This is a genomic window from Chromobacterium sp. FG89, from assembly GCF_057808735.1.
Genome location: NZ_JBMDIQ010000011.1, coordinates 54,449 through 71,452 on the forward strand (window position 1 = coordinate 54,449; position 17,004 = coordinate 71,452).

At 69.6% G+C, this 17,004-nt stretch carries 12 protein-coding genes; 5 read left to right on the forward strand and 7 right to left on the reverse strand.

What is annotated here, in order from left to right; all coding sequences use genetic code 11:
* Positions 1–11: 11 nt before the first annotated feature.
* The 7 genes from tssH to tssB form a co-directional block, all read right to left on the reverse strand.
* Positions 12–2,594 carry a type VI secretion system ATPase TssH gene (tssH, locus tag ACODRW_RS12605; protein ID WP_488905871.1) on the reverse strand — a complete coding sequence of 861 codons (2,583 nt, stop codon included), beginning with the start codon at positions 2,592–2,594 and terminating at the stop codon, positions 12–14.
* Positions 2,591–3,640 carry a type VI secretion system baseplate subunit TssG gene (tssG, locus tag ACODRW_RS12610; protein ID WP_488905872.1) on the reverse strand — a complete coding sequence of 350 codons (1,050 nt, stop codon included), beginning with the start codon at positions 3,638–3,640 and terminating at the stop codon, positions 2,591–2,593. The genes tssH and tssG overlap by 4 nt, the downstream gene beginning before the upstream one ends.
* Entirely contained in the window at positions 3,604–5,403 is a 1,800-nt protein-coding gene (gene tssF, locus ACODRW_RS12615) for a type VI secretion system baseplate subunit TssF (RefSeq protein ID WP_253315697.1), read from the reverse strand. The genes tssG and tssF overlap by 37 nt, the downstream gene beginning before the upstream one ends.
* Positions 5,403–5,870, reverse strand: coding sequence for a type VI secretion system baseplate subunit TssE (tssE, locus tag ACODRW_RS12620; protein WP_235087658.1), 468 nt, complete (start codon positions 5,868–5,870; stop codon positions 5,403–5,405). The genes tssF and tssE overlap by 1 nt, the downstream gene beginning before the upstream one ends.
* Positions 5,871–6,264: 394 nt before the next feature.
* Entirely contained in the window at positions 6,265–6,762 is a 498-nt protein-coding gene (locus ACODRW_RS12625; RefSeq protein WP_048409970.1) for an Hcp family type VI secretion system effector, read from the reverse strand.
* A gap of 65 nt (positions 6,763–6,827) precedes the next feature.
* Positions 6,828–8,306 (reverse strand): type VI secretion system contractile sheath large subunit, encoded by a 1,479-nt coding sequence (gene tssC, locus ACODRW_RS12630; protein ID WP_081545014.1) that lies wholly within the window; start codon positions 8,304–8,306, stop codon positions 6,828–6,830.
* Positions 8,307–8,341: 35 nt separating this feature from the next.
* Positions 8,342–8,887: a type VI secretion system contractile sheath small subunit gene (tssB, locus tag ACODRW_RS12635; RefSeq protein ID WP_081545015.1), complete on the reverse strand. Its 546-nt coding sequence runs from the start codon at positions 8,885–8,887 to the stop codon at positions 8,342–8,344.
* Between the two features lie 275 nt (positions 8,888–9,162).
* Between tssB and ACODRW_RS12640 the strand changes: the two genes are divergently transcribed.
* From ACODRW_RS12640 to tssA, 5 genes are read left to right on the forward strand one after another with little or no spacing between them, the layout of a single operon-like run.
* The gene (locus ACODRW_RS12640; protein WP_235087660.1) at positions 9,163–9,624 is read left to right on the forward strand and encodes a hypothetical protein; all 462 of its coding nucleotides are present in this window, start codon (positions 9,163–9,165) and stop codon (positions 9,622–9,624) included.
* Between the two features lie 24 nt (positions 9,625–9,648).
* Positions 9,649–10,995 (forward strand): type VI secretion system baseplate subunit TssK, encoded by a 1,347-nt coding sequence (tssK, locus tag ACODRW_RS12645; protein WP_227108596.1) that lies wholly within the window; start codon positions 9,649–9,651, stop codon positions 10,993–10,995.
* Positions 10,985–11,749, forward strand: a complete 765-nt coding sequence (locus ACODRW_RS12650; protein ID WP_486635501.1) for a DotU family type IV/VI secretion system protein — start codon at positions 10,985–10,987, stop codon at positions 11,747–11,749. Before tssK ends, ACODRW_RS12650 begins: the two co-directional genes overlap by 11 nt.
* Positions 11,746–15,597, forward strand: a complete 3,852-nt coding sequence (locus tag ACODRW_RS12655) for a type VI secretion protein IcmF/TssM N-terminal domain-containing protein (RefSeq protein WP_488905873.1) — start codon at positions 11,746–11,748, stop codon at positions 15,595–15,597. The genes ACODRW_RS12650 and ACODRW_RS12655 overlap by 4 nt, the downstream gene beginning before the upstream one ends.
* A gap of 31 nt (positions 15,598–15,628) precedes the next feature.
* The gene (gene tssA, locus ACODRW_RS12660) at positions 15,629–16,729 is read left to right on the forward strand and encodes a type VI secretion system protein TssA (RefSeq protein ID WP_488905874.1); all 1,101 of its coding nucleotides are present in this window, start codon (positions 15,629–15,631) and stop codon (positions 16,727–16,729) included.
* Positions 16,730–17,004 lie beyond the last annotated feature (275 nt).

The following is a 17,004-nucleotide window of genomic DNA, read 5'->3' on the forward strand; positions in this document are numbered from 1 at the left end:
GTGCATATCTCCTAGGGTTCCAACACCCACTCCGCCAACTTCCCCGTCACCTGCGCCATCAACACGTTCTCGATATCCCGCGCGCCGGCAGAGCTGCATTTAGCCAAAACCGCTTTCACAATGGCCGGGTCGAAGTCGAATTGTTTCCCTGTCGCCGCCTTATAGCGGGCTTGCAGTTTTTCCAGCTTATTGATCACGATGTTTTCCAATGTGCGTTCCGCCAATGGCGGATAGGGCACCACGGTCATGCGGGCGAGGAAGGCGGGGCGGAAGGCTTGTAACAGCGTTTTGCGCAGGCGTTCGTCGAACTGCTGGGTGGCGAGTTGTTCGCCTGGCGTGGTTTGCAATAGCTCCGCCCCCACATTGCTGGTGGCCAGGATGATGGTGTTGTTGAAGTCCACCGTCAGGCCGGTGCCGTCTTCCATGACTCCCTTGTCGAACACGTTGTAGAAGGCTTCCAGCACATCCGGGTGGGCTTTTTCGATTTCGTCCAGCAGCACCACGCTGTAGGGTTTGCGCCGCACCGCTTCGGTCAGCACGCCGCCCTGGCCGTAGCCGACGTAGCCGGGCGGCGCGCCCTTGAGCTGGCTGACGCTGTGGGCTTCCTGGTATTCCGCCAGGTTGACCACGATCAGATTGCGTTCGCCGCCGTAGAGCGCGTCGGCCAGCGCGTAGGCGGTTTCGGTCTTGCCCACGCCGGTGGGGCCGAGCAGCAGGAACACGCCCACCGGTTTGCCGGGGTCGGTCAGGCCGGCGCGGTAGGCCTGGATGCGTTGGGCGATCTTGCCCAGCGCGGCCGGCTGGCCGATCACGCGCTGGCCCATGCGCTGGGCCAGGGTGCGGATGGCGTAGGCTTCGTCGGCCAGCATCTTGCCCACGGGGATGCCGGTCCAGCCGGCGATGACGGCGGCCACCGCCTTGGAATCCACATGCTCCGGCACCAGCGGGTCGTCCTGGCGCAGCGCGTCCAGGCCGGCCTCCAGCCGCGCCAGTTGTTCCGCCAGCCGCAGCGCCGGGTCCGCGGCTTCGTCCTCGTCGGCGGTCGCTGGCCCGTCTTCGGCTTCTTCCAGCAGCAGCGGCGGTTCGCCGGCGGGCAGCTCGGGCTCGCTGGCCAGGAAGTCCAGCAGTTGCTGGCGGGTGCGCAGGATTTCGCGCACCGCGCGCAATTCGTCCTGCCAGCGCACGGTCAGTTCGCGCATGGCTTGCAGCTGGCGCGCGCTGTCTTGGCGCAGCGCGGCGATGCGGGCGGCGTGGTCCAGGCCGGTGGCCTGTTCGTTCAGCAGCCGCTCCAGTTCCTCGTCCAGCATGGCCTGGCGGTGGCGCAGGTTTTCCAGCTGCGGCGGCTGGTCGTGCTGGGCCAGCGCCACGCGGGCGCAGGCGGTGTCCAGCACGCTGATGGCCTTGTCCGGCAGCTGGCGGCCGGAGATGTAGCGGTGGGACAGCTTGACCGCGTCGTGGATGGCGGCGTCCAGGATGCGCACGCCGTGGTGTTGTTCCAGCCGGGCGGCGACGCCGCGCAGCATGGCCACGGCGCTGTCTTCGTCCGGTTCTTCCACTTGCACCGGCTGGAAGCGCCGCGCCAGCGCCGGGTCGCGCTCGAAGTATTTCTTGTATTCCTGCCAGGTGGTGGCGGCCACGGTGCGCAGCTCGCCGCGCGCCAGCGCCGGCTTGAGCAGGTTGGCGGCGTCGCTGTGGCCCTCGGCCGCGCCGGCGCCCACCAGGGTGTGGGCTTCGTCGATGAACAGGATGATGGGCCGGGCGGCGGCGCGGATGTCGTCCATCACGCTTTGCAGCCTTTGTTCGAACTCGCCTTTGAGCCCGGCGCCGGCTTGCAGCAGGCCCAGGTCCAGCGCCAGCAGGCCGACGCCGGCCAGCGCCGGCGGCACTTCCTCGTGGGCGATGCGCAGCGCCAGGCCTTCCGCCACCGCGGTTTTGCCCACGCCGGGCGCGCCCACCAGGATGGGGTTGTTCTGGCGGCGGCGCAGCAGGATGTCCAGGCATTGGCGGATTTCGCCGTCGCGGCCCACGATGGGGTCGATGCGGCCGGCGCGGGCGTCGGCCACCAGGTCGTGGGTGAAGCGCGCCAGCGCGCCGGCCGGCTCCGCCGCGGCGGCGGACGGGGCTTCGCGCGAGGCGGCGGCCCAGGCGTCCAGTTGTTCGCTCAGCGGCTGGCGCGGCGCGCGCAGCAGGCAGGGCGCGCCGATCAGCAGCAGATTGCGCAGTTCGTCGCGCTCCAGCAGGGTGAGCAGCAGCAGGCCGGAGCGGATGCTGGCCTGCTGGCGCAGCGTGGCCAGCAGCAGCGCTTCCTTGAGCCAGGCCACGGTGTGGCTGGAGAAGGCCGGGGCGCGGGTTTCGCCGCGCTTGAACTGGTCCAGGCTGCGGCGCAGCTCCGCGCTCAGTTGGTCCGGGCTCAGGCCCAGCTTGGGCAGCAGCAGCGGCAGGTCGCCGTTGGGCAGTTCCAGCAGCTCCAGCAGCACGTGTTCGATTTCCACGTAGTAGTGGCTTTGTTGCAGGCAGCGCTGGGCGGCCAGCTCCAGCGCCTTGCGGCAGCTGGGGTTGAGGCGGGCCACCAGTTCGGACAGTTCGGCGCTCATGCCGGGTCCTCGCCGGCCGGGGGCGGCCGTTGCAGCCGGGTGTCCAGCTGTCGCGCTCCGCCGGGGCCGCCCAGCCAGCTGTCCCAGCTCAGCCGCGGCGCGGCGCGGGCTTGCAGTTTGAGCGCGGCGGCCGGCGCTTGCCACAGCAGGCTGAGCTGGATGTCCAGGTCCGGGCCGAAGTAGAAGTCCGCCAGCGCGGCCAGCGCGCGGTGGCGTTCGCCGCCGGGGAGGAAGGCGCGGTAGCCAGCCGGGTCCAGCGGGCCCACGGTCAGGCGGATGCCGGCGTGTTCGTCCCAGGCGCGGCGGCCGGCCAGCGCGCCCTGGCCCAGCGCGGCGTTGCGGCCGTGGGGGCCGATGCTGGTGCGGCTGGCCGGCGGGATCTCGCGCCAGCCGCCGGCGTAGGGGCTGGCCTGCACCGGCGCGGCCAGGTGGCGGCTGGCCAAGGCGGCGAAGCCGGCCAGCGAGCGGCGGCGGTCCGCCAGCAGGGCGGCGCGGGCCAGCAGCGCGGCGTCCGGCACCGCCTGGCGTTGTTGCAGACCGGCGGGCAGCAGGCCGCACAGGCTGAGCAGCAGCGGCCGCGCCGGGCTGAGCCGCGGCGCGGCGAAGCTGGGCGCCAGCCGGTATTTGCGCTGGGCGCGGTAGAGCAGGGCCAGCAGCCGGTGCTGGAACAGTTGCAGGAATTCCGCCGGCGCGTGGTCTTTGTCCTGGCGGCGCTGTTGCAGCCATTCCTGGTAGGCGTAGGGCAGCGGGCCGTCCGGGCCGCCCAGGCCGAAGGATTCGACATCGAGCGCCGGCTGGCCGTCGCGCGCGTCGCCGCCCAGCGCGCCCGGTTCCAGCGCGCTCAGTTCGCTGGCGGCGAAGGCGGGCAGCAGCGGGCCGCGCAGCCGCAGCGCTTCGCGCGCCGGGTCCGCGCCCTGGCCCAGCGGCGCGGCTTGCGGCGTCAGCCGTTCCAGCAGCATCACCGCCTGGGCGAACTCAAAGCCCTGCGGCCGCGTCAGCAGCCGCTCGGCTACAGAACCAGGCTGGGGCCGGGCGGGGGCTGCCATGTCTGGATCTCCTGTTGCTGGTGGACGAGTCGGGTGCGCACGAAGCGGTTGGCGTGGGCGTAGAGGGCGAAGAAGTGGGCGAGCACGGCGGCGAACAGCACGCGGCTGCCGCCGGCGAAGCAGGCCGGGTCCAGCTCCAGCGTCAGCAGCAGGCCGTTGCGCCAGCCGCGCCAGGCGTCGGCGCCGACGTGGTCGACGATGCGTTCGCTGCCGAGCGCGACGATGCCTTCGATCTGGCGGCGCGCGGCCGGCTGTTCGCCCAGATTGTGCAGCGCCAGCATTTCGCGCAGCGCGGCCAGCGCTTGCGGGCCTTCGCTCAGCGACAGGTGGTTGAGGCTGAGCTGGGACACCAGTTTCCAGCGCGAGGCGCCGTCCAGCGCGGCTTCGGTTTGCGGCCGCGGCGGGCGCAGCAGCCGCGCCTGGCCCACCGGGCCGGGCAGTTCGAACATCAGCGGCGCGCCGGCCGGCAGTTGCTCGGCCAGGTGGCGGTTGGTGCACAGCAGCTCGGCGGTGAGGCTGAGCTCGCTGGCGGCCAGCGGGTCGAAATCGGCGTCCACCAGGGTGAGCAGCATGTCGCTGCCGGGGCGCAGGCGGTTGAGGCCGCGCACGCGGCGCGCGTGCCAGTAGCGGCCGTCGCCGCCCTCGCCGTGGCTGCAGGCGAAATAGGGGGCGATGCGGCGCGCGCCGTCCGGGCCGGCGGCGCGCAGCTGGCGGATGGAGTGGATTTCCACGCTGTGGTCGCGGTGGGCGTCGGCCACCAGCAGGTATTCGCTGCGGCTGCCGTCCGGGCGCAGCGGTTCCGAGGTGTGCGGAAACAGATTGATCACCGGCGCGCAGCCCAGCGCGATGTCGCCGTGCTGGATGCCCAGGCGGCCGGCCGGCGCGCGCTCAAAGGCGATGACGATTTCCAGCTGCCGCTCCGCCTGGCGCGGCAGGCTGAGCGGCAGGTCGAAGAAGGCGAATTTTTCCGGGCAGGCGAAGTATTCCGCCAACAGCGCGTGCGCCGGGTGCACGCCGTCCTCGGCCGGCAGCAGCGCTTCGTCGGCGCCAAAGCCGCAGGCGCGCGGCAGCGCGCCGGGGCGGATGGAGGGCGCGAGGCCGGGCCGCTCCGGCAGCCGGCAGCTGATTTGCAGGCTGTGGGCGGACAGCAGGTCGTAGAGCGCGGCGGCGTTGAGCGGGGAGCCGGCCAGGTGGATGCGCAGGCTGTTCAGCGGCAGCGCGCCCAGCGGCTCCGGCCCCAGTTTCTCCAGTCGCAGCACCAGGGCGGCGCGCGCCTGGGCCAGGCCGCTGGCGGCCTGGGCTTCGTCCTCGGTCAGCAGGCTGGCGGCGGCGAGCCGCAGCGGCCACAGGGTGACGGCGGCGCTGGTGCGAAAGCGCAGGCTGTCGCCGGCGGTGGTGGCCACGAACAGCGGGGTGCCGCGTTCGATGCGGTAGCCGGCGTCCAGCTTGCCCTTGTCCGGGTCCGGCTCGAAGCGGGCGATGGCGCAGGAGGGCATGGGCCGCAGCGCGTGCGGGTAGAGCTGTTCCAGCAGCGCGTCGGTGAGTTCGGAGTAGTCGTCGTCCAGCCGGCGTTGCAGCCGCGCGCAGAGCAGGGCGAAGCCTTCCAGCAGCCGTTCCACTTGCGGGTCCGGGCATTCGCCGTCGCTCAGTTGCAGGCGGTGGGCCACCTTGGGGTAGCGTTGGGCGAATTCGCCGCCGGCGTGGCGCAGGTAGGCGAGTTCGCGTTGGTAGTAGTCCAGCAGGCGCGGGTCCAGCGATTCCATCAGCCGGCGTCCTCGCAGGCGGTGAGCCGCGCGCCGGACGGGTCCAGCTCGGCGACGAAGGCGGCCGGCCAGCGGCTGCCCTCGGCCTGGAGTTCGCCGTCTATGCGCACGCTGAGGAGCAGGCCGCGGCCCGGCACGGTGTCCACGCTGACGCGCGGCGCGGCCAGCCGGGGTTCGAAGCTGCGTATCGCCTGGCGGATCTCGCGCGCCAGCCGCTGGCGGTCTTCGGTGCGCTCCGGGTGCAGCGCGCTCCAGTCCGCCACGCCGTAGTCGATGACGCTGAGTTCGGCCAGGTAGGGCTGTGCCGCGCGGCGGCTGGACAGCAGCCGCGCCAGTTCCGCCCGCACCGATTCTTGCAGCCGGCGGCGGTCCACCCGCAGCAGCGGCTCGGCCTCCAGCCGCTGCCGCGGTTCGGCGTCGGCCAGCAGTTCGAACAGACCCGGGCGAAACTGGGCGGCTTGGCGCATCGCGGTATCCTAAAAGTGCATGGGCCATGGAAAAACGCTTGGCCCCGAAACCCACGTAAAGACAGGAAAGAAATCTTTCTTGCCACGGAGGCGCACGGAAAACACGGAACAAGACAACACCCGTGGTCATCGCCCACGCAAGCCAGGCGCCGCCTTTGGGTTTGTCCGTGTTTTTCCGTGGCTAAGCCACAAAACCCACGTAAAGACACGAAAAAATCTTCTTTGCCACGGAAGCGCACGGAAAGCACAGAACAAGACAACACCCGTGGTCATGAAGTCCATGCAAGCCCGATGCTTCCTTTGGGTTTGTCCGTGTTCTTCCGTGTGCTGCCGTGGCCAAAAGACCCCGGAACGCCCGCTGTGCTTATGGGCTTCCGCGGCGGATTCAATCGACTTATTTGGAGTACTTGTTGGCGGCCAGGTCCCATACCGCGGCGGCGTTGCCGTCCTTGGCGCCGGTGTCTTTCTGGGTGGTCAGCTCCCACTTGATCTTGGTGAAGTTGAGCGAGAGGTTTTCCACCGGCTTGCCGCCGGTGCCGCCGCTGACGCTGACATTGGACAGGATGGCGTTGGTCAGGGTGTAGACGATGTAGGGCAGCACCTTGCCGCTGCTGTCCGCCGCGTTGCGGCCTATGGTGATCTTGACCTCGGGGATGTTCTTGCCCTGGCAGCAGTAGGCGTTGAGTTCCGGCGTGGATTTGTCGGTGAACTTGGTCAGGCTGAATTCGCCGATATGCGGCTTGCCGGAGGTGCGTTCGGTGTTGCTGACGTCGTTGGTCACCTGCATGGCCACGTTGTGGCTGTAGGACAGCACTTCGATCTTGTCGGTGTAGCCTTCCAGCTTGCACTCGCCCTTGATGTCGCTGCCCAGGTCCAGAATGATGGCGTCCATTGCTTTGCTTGCTCCTTGGAGGGTATCGGTTCAGGCCCGCCGCGCGGCGGGCCCTTGGTGTGGCGTCAGGCGGCGGCCGGCGGCGGCAGCTCCGCCACCAGGCGGATGGACGCGGTCAGCTCTTCCAGCTGGAAGTGCGGGCGCAGGAAGACGGTGGCGCGGTAGGCGCCGGGCTTGCCCGGCACTTCGGTCACGTCCACCCGCGCTTCGCGCAGCGGGTACTGGGCCTTCACTTCCTGCGGCGCGTTGTCGTTGACCAGCACGTAGTCCGCTATCCAGTTGTTCAGATAGGTTTCCACATTGTCGCGGGTCAGGAAGCTGCCGATCTTGTCGCGCATGATCACCTTGATGTAGTGGGCGAAGCGCGAGGCGGCCAGCACATAGGGCAGCATCGCGGAGATGCGGGCGTTGGCGTTGGCGGCGTTGGTGTTGTAGACCTTGGGCTGGTTGGCGCTCTGGCCGCCGAAGAACACCGCCAGATCGGTGTTTTTCTTGTGACACAGCGCGATGAAGCCCAGGCCGTCCAGCTCTTTCTCGCGGCGGTCGGTGATGGCGATCTCGGTCGGGCATTTGAGCGCGATGTCGCCGGACACGGTGCCGAAGGTGTGGGCCGGCAGGCCTTCCACCGCGCCGCCGCCTTCCACGCCGCGGATGGCCGCGCACCAGCCGTATTTGGCGAAGGCGTCGGTGATGCGCTGGCCCAGTGCGTAGGCGGCGTTGCCCCACAGGTATTTGCCGTGGTCGGTGCCGTTGACGTCTTCCACGTAGTTCATGCCCTCGGTGGGCTTGGTGTCCGGGCCGTAAGGCAGGCGCAGCAGGATGTGCGGCAGCACCAGGCTGACGTAGCGGGAGTCCTCGCTGGCGCGGAAGGAGCGCCATTTGATCAGCTCGGCGCTTTCAAAAGCCTTGGACAGGTCGCGCGGCACCGCCAGTTCGGTGAAGCTGCTCATGTCGAACAGGCGCGGGCTGGCGGCGGAGATCAGCGGCGCGTGCGCGGCGGCGGCCACATTGGACAGCTTTTCCAGCAGCGCCACGTCCTGCGGATGGCGGCCGAATTCGTAATCGCCGATCAGCAGGCTGATGGGGTGGCCGCCGAAGGTGCCGTATTCTTCCTCGTAAATCTTCTTGAACAGCGCGCTCTGGTCGAATTCCACCGCCTTTTCCAGATCGTTCTGCAGCTCGTCCTTGGTGGCGTTGAGCAGGCGCAGCTTCAGGCGGCTGCTGGTTTCGGTGTTCATCACCAGGAAGTGCAGGCCGCGCCAGGAGGCTTCCATCTTCTGCACGTCCGGGTGGTGCAGGATGTTGTTGAGCTGCTTGCTCAGCAATTGGTCGATGATGGCGATGCGGTGGTTGATCATGGCCACGGTGTCTTTGTCGATGGCCATGCCTTCGTCCAACACCTGGGTGGCGAATTCGGACAGCAGGTCCTTGGCGTACTCCTGCTGGATGTCGTCGTGGGCCATGCGGCCTTCCTGGATGATGCGGTCCAGCAGCGACAGCGAGGCGGCGTCGCCGCTGGGCGCTTCGGCTTGGGTCTTAGCCATGAGATGTCTCCGGTATCAGGGGGTCGGGCGGGGCGTCAGGCGGCCGGCGGCGCGTCCGGCGCCGGGGCGGCTTCCGCGGCGGCCGGGGCCTCCGGGCGGGCGCTCTTGATCTTTTGCAGTTCCTCGGTGTTGGCCACCACGTCCTGCAAGAGCTTGTCCAATTCGTCGTTGCCGTCCAGCTTGGTCAGCAGGTCGCGCAGCTTCTGGCGCGCCTCGTACAGCCGGCGCAGCGGGGTGACTTGCTTGACGATGTTGACCGGGTCGAAGTCGTCGAAGTGGTTGAACTTCAGCTCCACATTGAGCTTGCTGCCGTCGTCGGACAGCGCGTTGTCCACCTGGGCGGTGACGCGCGGCGTCAGCGAGGCCAGCACGGCGTTGAAGTTGTCGCGGTCTATCTCCACGAAGCGGCGCTCGCTGAGCTTGGGCAGCGGCTGCTCCTGCTTGCCGGCCAGGTCCGCCATGATGCCTACCACCAGCGGCAGCTCCCGTTTTTCCAGGGCGTTGCCGATTTCCACGTCATACGTGATTTGCACGCGGGGCGGACGAATCCGGTCCAGCTTGTGCTGTGTGCTCTCTGCCATAACAGACCTCGATCGGTTGGGAAGCTGGGGACGCCGACGGCGGGCCGCGTATCCGGTCCGCTTGGGCGAAACTGCATGATTGTCAGACCATTGTTGCCCGGCCGGGCCTGGTCGTTCTTTTCCATTGAAGCCGGCTCAAGCCGCCGTATGGAAGCCCTTTTTGCTGACAAATGCTTGCAACTTGCATTTTTCAATGACCATGGCTTAACAATTCCTATAGAACTGTCGGCGTTTTTTTGCCAATATTATTTGCAATGGATAATGGCGTCGGGGTGATGCGGATGCGCAACGGGTATCTGGCTGGGCTGTTCTGCGCTTTGGCTTTGGGCTTGGGCGGGTGCTCGTCGCTGGGCTTCGGCCCCTCGGTCAAATTGCAGGCGGCCACGCTGGACGTGGTCAGCATGGCCAACGACGACACGCCGCTGGCGGTGGACTTCGTCGCCGCCAAGGACCCGGAGCTGTACAAGCTGCTGCTGGGGCTGCCGGCGGCCAAGTGGTTTGAGCAGCGCGAGCAGCTGCTGCGCGACTACCCGGCGGATCTCAAGGTGTGGGAGCTGGAGCTGGTGCCGGGCCAGCATCTGGAAACCGAGGACGTGCCGATACGGGGCGAATCCGCGGCCGGCCTGCTGGTGTACGCCAGCTACGCCGGACCGGGCATGCACCGGCTGAGCCTGGACGCGCGCAAGAAGGTCTGGCTGCGCTTTGAAAGCAAGAATATGCGGCTGATGGAGCCGTAGCGGGGGGAGAGCGGTTTGAAAGCAGTGCCACAGGCGGTGTGTTGGTACGAGGGGATGCAGTTGCTGCCCCAGCATTTTCAATGGCAGGCGCTGAGGGCGGACGGGGTGTCCGCGGCGCTGGCGGCGGCGGCCCAGCCGCTGTATTGGGGCGTGCTGGAGCTGGAGCTGGACGAGGCGGCGCTGGCCGGCGGCGTGGCGCGGGTGTCCGCGCTGGAGGCGGTGTTGCCGGACGGCTTGCCGCTGCGTTTCGACGCCGGCGACGGCGCGGCGCTCAGCTGCGACGTGACGGCCGCCGCGGCGGAGGCGCCGGGCCGCACGGTGACGGTTTACCTGGCTTTGCCGCCCCTGTGGCGCGCCGGCCGGCTGGACCCGGCCGCCGGGCGTTTCCGCTCGGAAAACAGCGAGGCGGTGCCGGATTTGAGCAGCGGGGAGAACCCGGCCAGCCTGACGCTGTGGCGGCCGGACATCCGCCTGGTCACCGAGGCCGAACGCGCCGACATGATCTGCCTGCCGCTGTTGCGCATCGCCCAGCAGGGCGGCGGCTTTGCCCGCCGCGCCTACGCGCCGCCGTCGCCGCGGCTGCTGCCGGACAGCCTGCTGGGGCGCAAGGTGGCGGCGCTGTGCGCCAAGGCGCGCGAAAAATGCGTCTTTCTCAGCGGACGTCTGCGCCAGGCCAAGGAGGCCGGCAAGGACGACGACATCGACGAAATCCGCCGCCAGCTGGCGGCGCTGTGGGCGCGGCTGCCGGAGACGGAAGCCGCGCTGGGCAGCCGCGCCGCCCATCCGGCCGCCCTGTTCGGCCTGCTGGCCGGCATGGCCGGCTCGCTGACCGCGCTGGACCCGGGCGCCGGCGCGCCGGTGTTCCCGGCTTTCAACTACCAGGAACTGCTGGCCAGCTACGAGCCGCTGCTGAACTGGCTGTCCGCCGCGCTGGACCGGGTGCGCGCCGGTTACCGCAGCCTGCCGTTCAACCGCGACGAAGAAGGTTTCTGGATCGTATTGCCGGAGGCCGCGCGCGACAGCGGGCGCTTGATCGTGGGCCTGCGCATGCCCGGCGGCGCGCCGGATTCCGCCGCCCAGCAATGGCTGGGCCAGGCCATCATCGCCTCCGAATCCCATGTGGCCACGCTGGCGCGCCAGCGCATGCGCGGCTTGTCCTTCCAGCCGCTGGACCGCGCCGAACAAGTGGCTTACAGCGTGGGCGACGACACCCGGCTGTTCGCCGTGCTGGCCAACGGCGACTGGCTGCAAGCGGATCAGCCGCTGAGGATGACGCTGCCGGCCGGCGGCGCGGCGCTGGAGCCGTGGGAGGCGCTGCTCTTCGTCGCGGACCCGCGCGAGGACGCCGATGGAGAACGCCATGCTGGATAGCGCGCTGTCCCAGCCGCTGGGGGCGCTGGCGCAAGCGCCGCTGAGCGCCACTTTCGAAGACGCTTACGCCGAATGGCTGCAAGTGTTCCGGGAACTGGCCGGCGGCGGCCACAAGGCCGAAACCGCCGCCGAACTGGCGGCCGAGCAGGGCGGGCTGCTGGCTCGGCGCTTGAGCCGCGCCGCCGGCGCGCGCGTGGGCGCGGCCGGGCAGAGCCAGATCGAGGCCTTGCAGTATCTGTTCGTCGCGCTGATAGACGAGCGGCTGTTGTTCGACGACTGGCCGGGGCAGAGCCTGTGGCAGGCCACGCCGCTGGAGCAGCGGCTGTTCGGCAGCCGCGCCGCCGGCGACAAGGTGCCGGCGCTGATCGAGCGGGTCTTGCGCGAGCGCGATCCGGCCGGGCGCGATCTGGCCAATGTCTGCCTGCAAACGCTGACCCTGGGTTTCTACGGCCGGCTGCGCGGGCCGGGCGGGCTGGCCCAGCACGAGGAATGGCGGCGCGAGCTGTTCGCCTTCGCCTACCAGCGCGACGCCGACATCCGCAGCCTGGCGCCGGCGCTGGAGCGCAGCAGCAATGTGCCGCCGCTGCGGCTGACGGTGCGGCGCATGCTGCCGGACGGCTTCCGGCTGGCCGTGGGCGTGGCCGCCATCCTGGTGGGCATGTCGGTGGTGGGGCACGCCTTCTGGCATGACATCGTGTCGCGGGTGGAGCCCATGCTGTACCGCGGGGCGGACGGGGACGGGCAGAGCAAATGACGATACAGACCCTAGCCGGCATTGTGCTGCTGACCCTGTTGATCCTGCTGGCGCTGGCGGCGCTGATCTGGTGGCTGCGGCGCGAGGCCGATCCGGCGCGGCGCAGCTTCCGCGGCTCGGTGCGCCGCTTCGAGCGCGAGATCGGCGCGGAAGACCGCTACCAGACCCCCTGGGTGCTGGCGGTGGGCGATCGGGTGCGCAATGTGGAGGCCTTGTGCGCCTCGCTGCAGCTGAAGAGCGAGGGCGAGGCCAATTGGTTCGGCCGCTGGTGGTACGGCGGGGACGGCGCGGTGCTGGTGATACCGGACGATATGTTTAGCCATCCGGAAGGCGCGCTGGCGCCGCTGTCGGCCTGGCGGCGGCTCTTGGGCGTGCTCTTGCGCAGCCGCGCCGCGCGGCCGCTGGACGCGCTGATCTGGACCGTGTCCGCCGGCCAGCTGTGGAGCGAGCACCTGGCGGTCAGCGCCGGCCTGGCCGCGGCCAAGAAGTTTTCCGATCTGCAAAGACGGCTGGGCCTGAGCCTGCCCATCTATCTGGTGGTGACCGAGACCGAGCAGGCGCCGGGCTTCCTGGAGCTGGCGCAGGCGCTGCCGCGCGAAGCGCGCGACGCGATGCTGGGCTGGTCCTCGCCCTACGCCGCCAGCGCCGCCTATCAATCCGACTGGATAGAACAGGCCTTGACGCGGCTGCGGCTGACCCTGAGCGAAACCATAGCCGAATTCGGCGCCCTGCAAGGCGGCGTGTCCACGGATCTGTACCTGCTGCCGCGCAGCTTCGAGGCGGTGCGCGCCAATCTGCAGGCGCTGTGCGATCCGGTGTTCCGCGGCAACGCGCTGGGCGAGGCGCCGCAATTGCGCGGCATCTACTTCACCGGCGCCCAGGCCGCGCCGCAGGACGATCTGGAAGAAACCGTCGCGCCGCCGGCGCTGCCCCTGTTCGCCGGCCGGCTGCTGCGCCAGCGGGTGCTGGCGGAGCAGGGCCTGGCCCAGCCGGTGCCGCGCATCCTGCGGCTGCGCCAGCGCTGGCACCGCTGGACCCTGGCCGGCATGGGCTTGTTCGCCGCCCTGTGGCTGGCCGGCATCAGCTGGTACTGGCACGCGGCCACCGACGACGCCGACGCGCTGGGCCGCCAGCTGCGCATTCTGCAACTGGACCGCGGCGGGCCGCGGCCGGAACTGGGCAACGACGCGGCGGCGCGGCAAAGCGTCGCCGCCTTCTGGCGCGCGCTCAAGGACGCGCCCTCACGCCGTTTCGGCACCTTGCTGCTGCCCACCTCGCTGATGTCCCCGGTGGACGGCCGCATCGACGACACCATCGAATACGCGCTGCGCCGCTCGGTGATGCTGCCCTTGCAACAGCGGCTGCTGCGCGACGCCGAACAAGTGCGGCGCTTGGGCGAGGCCGGCGCGGACAGCGTCAGCGACGACACCGCCGCGCCGGAGAAATGGCCGGCCTATCTGCTGGCGCGGCAACTGGCCGGCGACGCGGTCAAGCTGGAACAGCGCGTCAATCAGTTCAACCACGCGGTGCGCGACGGCAACACCACGCTGGACGAAGCGGCGGAGCTGGCCAACGGCCTGTTCGGCCTCAGCCTGCGCGCGCCGCAGAACGCCCAGCGCGACAATCTGCGCCGCATCCTGCTGTCCAGCGATCAACTGGTGGCCGCGCCGATCGACCTCTCCAAGATCCGGCCGCAGGTGGGCGAACACTTCAGCGGCCTGATGCAAGCCTGGCTCGGCCAGCTCTACACCAATCAAACCTTCGACCTCACCGCCCAGCAATTGCAGAAACAGCTGCTGATGCTGGAGTCCGGCCAAGGCAACTCCTTGCCGGAACTGGACAGCGTGGCCGGCCACATCGGCCTGCTGCAAAGCCTGGTCAACGCCACCAACAGCGCCTGGAGCCGCGCCGCCGGCCAGGATCTGGTGCCCGGCTACAGCGCGATGCTGGACGGCGCGCGCCGCTCCAGCCTGATAGGGCGGGACGCGGTGGCGCGGGTGGTGGACCATTCTGCGGTGGCGCGCCAGGAATTCCGCAAGCGCTGGCTGGGCGGCGTGGGCGCCAGCTCGGCGCTGCTGGCGCAAGGGCCGTCCGGCGGCCTGGAGCTGCAGGACCAGGTGCTCAAGCTGAACGTGACCCTGGCCTCGCTGCTGAAACAGGATTTCGTCGCCAGCGCGCGGGCGCAGGGCGAAAGCGGCCCGACGGCGGGCGGGCTGGCGAATATGGACGCCGACGCGATGACGGCGGCGCTGCGTCATTACGACGGCTACCAGAAATACCTGGCCGGCAGCGCCGGCCAGATGCCGCCGGCCTACCGCAAGGGCCTGGAGCGCGCCTTGCAGGACAGCGCGGCGCGGGCGATGTGGGCCGCTCTGAGCAGCCGCCGCGCCGAGCCGTCGGTTGGCCTGAACGGCGGCTCCATCGACGAGGGCAACGCCTTCGACGCCCAGGCCAAGGCCGCCACCCCGGTGCTGGCGGCGCTGGACGAACTGGCCCAGCCCGCCTTCCGCGACAGCGTGCTGCGCGAGATGGACCGGCGCGCGCTGCAATCCTTGCGCCACGCGGAGCGCAGCCTGCAAGGGTTGGGCTTGTACCAGCCGCTGCAGGGCAGCTTCCGCTGGTGGGACGGCTCGCGCAACGCCGGCGCCCGCGCCTTCCGCGCCGGCGGCGCGCGCGAGCTGCAGCAATACCTGGGCGCGCAGCTGGAGCTGGTGGGCAATCTGACCCAGGCCCAGGCGCCGGCGCTGAGCTGGCTGGCCTCGCACAAATCCTCGTTGCCGGTCAGTGACCAGCAATTGCAGCAACGCTGGCAAAGCGCCGCCGTCGAACTGCGCCACTACAAGGAAAAGGCCGCCAACAGCGCGCCGGCGGTGCTGGAAACCATGATCGTCAAGGATTTCAACGAGATGGACGTGGGCAATTGCCGCGCGGTGCTGGACCAGGTGGAGCTGCCGGCCGCCGGCAACGTCTTCTCCGACCGCGCCCAGACCCTGGTCAGCCTGGCCAGCGACCGCTGCGGCGCGCTGCGCACCCAGGCCGGCGCCGCCGCCTACCAGAAGCTGAGCGCCTTCTTCAATCAATACCTGGCCAACCGCTTCCCCTTCGCCGCCAAGCTGGCGGCGCCGGACGCCGCGCCGGAACGGGTGGCGGAATTCATGCGCCTGATGGACGACAGCGGCGGGCTGGCGGCCGCCGGCCTGCAGGACCTCAAGTCCGGCCAGGCCCAGGCGGCGCGGCGCTTCCTGGACGCGGCCAAGGCGGCGCGCGCCTGGCTGGGCCCGATGTTCGCCCGCGAGGGCGGCGGGCCGTGGCAGGGCGTGGACGTGGAAGTGCGCTGGCGCACCGACCGCGAACACGAACAGGCGGCGGACCAGGTGATCGAATGGACGCTGGCCAGCGGCGGCCAGCGCCTGCGCTACCCCGGCGGCGACGGCCAGCGCCTGCACTGGAACATCGGCCAGCCGGTGACGGCGACCCTGCGCTGGGCCAAGGAATCGCAGCAGGCGCCGGTGGAGGATTCGACGCAAAGCGGGCTGACCGTGTTCGACCGGCTGGCCAGCTGGAACTACGGCGGACAATGGGGCTTGCTGCGCTTATTGCGCGAGAACAATTCGCCGCTGCGCACCAATAGCGTGGAAGGCATCAACGACGTGGGCTTGATGCTGGCGCTGCCGGTGCGCAACCCGGCCTTGCTGGGCAACGGCGACGCGCAGATGTTTTTGCGGCTGACCTTGCAGGCGCCGGGCGGCAAGAGCGGCCTGGCCGTGGCCAGCCTGCCGTACGCCGCACCGCCGTCGCCGTTCCGCGCGGCCGCCAATCCGCGGCTGGCCGCGATAGAGGGCAGCTGATGCGCGCTTTGAACACCTTGAGGAAACGGCCATGAGCGCCATGTCGCGTCTGGAAACCCTGTTGCAACCCATCGCCGCGGACAATCCCGGCGGCGAGCCGCTGCGCTACGCGCCGGAATACGACCAACTGCGCGAACTGCGGCGCGAGGACGATCCCAGCCTGCCCGCCGGCATCTGGGAAAGCGATTTGAAACGCGCGGACTGGTCCGGCGTGGAGCGCCTCGCCTCCGCGCTGCTGGCCGAGCGCAGCAAGGATTTGATGGTGGCCGGCTGGCTGGGGGAATCCTGGCTGCACCTGCTGGGCCTGCCCGGCCTGGAAGCGGCGCTGGCGTTGAGCGCGCAGTGCTGCGAGCAGTATTGGGACAGCCTGCACCCCTTGCCGCAGCAAGACGATCTGAGCTTTCGCACCGGCCCGCTGGAATGGCTGGCCAAAACCTACGCCGCCACGCTGGCGGCCCAGGTGCCCTTGCTGAACGCGCCGCCGCCGCAGGAGCGGCAGCCGCTGACCCTGCGGCAGTGGCAGGACCTCAACCGCCGGCTGCTGGCCGGCGGCGACGAGGGCAAGCTGGAGCGCGAACAGGCGCGCCACGAGCAGCAGAAGCTGAACGACTGGGTGCGCGCGCTGCCGCCGGCCGCGCTGGAGGAGAGCCGCGGCGCGCTGGCGCGCAGCCGGCAATGGCTGGCGCGGCTGCAGAGCTGGTGCGACGAGCGCATGGGCGCGGACGCGCCGTCCTACGCGCCCTTGAGCCAGACGCTGGAGCAGGCGGCGCAAGCCTTGCAGGAGCTGGCCGTCCTGCATCCCGGCCCGCCGCCGGAGCCGGAAGCCGCCGCCGTCGACCAGGCCGAGGCCGCCGCGCCGCCGGCCCTGGCCGAATCCGGCCACGGCGCGCCGCCGCCGGCGTCCGCTCCCGTTTTCGCCCAGCGCGAGCCGCAGGGGCGGGAGGACGCTTACCGCCAGTTGCGCGGCATCGCCGATTATCTGGCGCGCACCGAGCCGCACAGCCCGGTGCCCTATCTGATCTACCGCGCGGTGGAGTGGGGGGAGAAGCCTTTGCGGGAGCTGCTGGCGGAGCTGATAGACAGCGACGCCGAGGCGCGGCGGCTGTGGTCCCTGCTGGGGGTGTTGCCTTAGAACCTGTTTACGATCTGCTGCGCGTCGGCGATACGGCGTTGAAACCGAGCTCAAAATGCTCATGTACCACGTGTACATTCCGCTTTTTCGCTCGTTTTCGCCTTGTCTCGCCTTAGCTCGCGAGATCGTAAACACGTTCTCAGAGCCTGTGCAAAGTCTGCTGCGCGTCGGCGATACGGCGAACAAGCTCAATATGCTCATTGCCTCTTGTACACTTCGCTTTTTCGCTCGTTTTCGCCTTGTCTCGCCCTTGTGCGCGAGGCTTTGAGCAGGCG

Coding starts and splice junctions, on each gene's coding strand:
- tssH (WP_488905871.1), bottom strand. CDS start 2,594: ATGAGCGCCGAACTGTCCGAACTGGTGGCCCGCCTCAACCCCAGCTGC.
- tssG (WP_488905872.1), bottom strand. CDS start 3,640: ATGGCAGCCCCCGCCCGGCCCCAGCCTGGTTCTGTAGCCGAGCGGCTG.
- tssF (WP_253315697.1), bottom strand. CDS start 5,403: ATGGAATCGCTGGACCCGCGCCTGCTGGACTACTACCAACGCGAACTC.
- tssE (WP_235087658.1), bottom strand. CDS start 5,870: ATGCGCCAAGCCGCCCAGTTTCGCCCGGGTCTGTTCGAACTGCTGGCC.
- ACODRW_RS12625 (WP_048409970.1), bottom strand. CDS start 6,762: ATGGACGCCATCATTCTGGACCTGGGCAGCGACATCAAGGGCGAGTGC.
- tssC (WP_081545014.1), bottom strand. CDS start 8,306: ATGGCTAAGACCCAAGCCGAAGCGCCCAGCGGCGACGCCGCCTCGCTG.
- tssB (WP_081545015.1), bottom strand. CDS start 8,887: ATGGCAGAGAGCACACAGCACAAGCTGGACCGGATTCGTCCGCCCCGC.
- ACODRW_RS12640 (WP_235087660.1), top strand. CDS start 9,163: ATGCGGATGCGCAACGGGTATCTGGCTGGGCTGTTCTGCGCTTTGGCT.
- ACODRW_RS12650 (WP_486635501.1), top strand. CDS start 10,985: ATGCTGGATAGCGCGCTGTCCCAGCCGCTGGGGGCGCTGGCGCAAGCG.
- ACODRW_RS12655 (WP_488905873.1), top strand. CDS start 11,746: ATGACGATACAGACCCTAGCCGGCATTGTGCTGCTGACCCTGTTGATC.
- tssA (WP_488905874.1), top strand. CDS start 15,629: ATGAGCGCCATGTCGCGTCTGGAAACCCTGTTGCAACCCATCGCCGCG.